General features: G+C 24.8%; 1 protein-coding gene. It reads right to left on the bottom strand.

Annotated elements, in window-relative coordinates:
* Window positions 1-159: 159 nt before the first annotated feature.
* The coding region (locus GQX97_RS12830) for a hypothetical protein (protein ID WP_157152262.1) at window positions 160-811 on the bottom strand (652 nt) is incomplete at its 5' end.

The following is an 811-nucleotide window of genomic DNA, read 5'->3' as shown; positions in this document are numbered from 1 at the left end:
AATTAGATTTGTTAATGCCCGCCCAAGTGTTGATTAGATTAAAAATTTTTTCAACGCACGGTTAACAGAATTTGTAATATAATAAAATTTTAATTACAAATAACTCTACCTTTTTTAGCTTAATTCTGCGTGCGGTAAGTAAACAATAAATTTAGAAAATTAACTGTTATTTCTTCCAAATGAAATGCCTATATAAAAAATAAATGATAAGTAAGATAATCTATAACTTTTTATTAAAGTTTTATCTGTTATTTGTATATAATCGGTATTATAAGGCATTGAAAAATCATAAGCTATATAAGCACCATATAAGAAAGCCAATTTTTCAGTAAAATAGTAAAATCCGTCAAAATTTATTTTTATATAAGGAGACACTGGAACTTTATATATTTTTTTTATATCATCAAAATTCCAATGCTTTTTATCCTGATACATTAAAGAGCCTTCAAAAATGGTATATTCTTTCATTATCTCGCCTCTATAATCGCTTTTTTCTAATACATCAGCAGACAACGGTATTTTTATTCCTACACCTAACCCTAATGAAAAATTATTGAAATTTATTTTAGGGTTTAATCCTATAATAATATTATGCATACCTAAAGCTTCAAAAATTTCAAAATAATCATATGAATCAGCATACGGATAATCATAAGTTATACTATTAGCATTAAAATAATATCCTGTTTCAAAAAGAAAACTTATACTTTTTATAGGAATATCTTTATTTAATTTTATATTATATCCAAGCTGAGCAATAACTCCTAATTCTCCGCCTATATCTCCCTTTATACTTTGATATGTATGATAA

It is taken from the genome of Brachyspira sp. SAP_772 (assembly GCF_009755885.1).
Taxonomy (GTDB): Bacteria; Spirochaetota; Brachyspiria; order Brachyspirales; family Brachyspiraceae; genus Brachyspira.
This window is presented reverse-complemented; position numbering and strand designations above follow the sequence as displayed.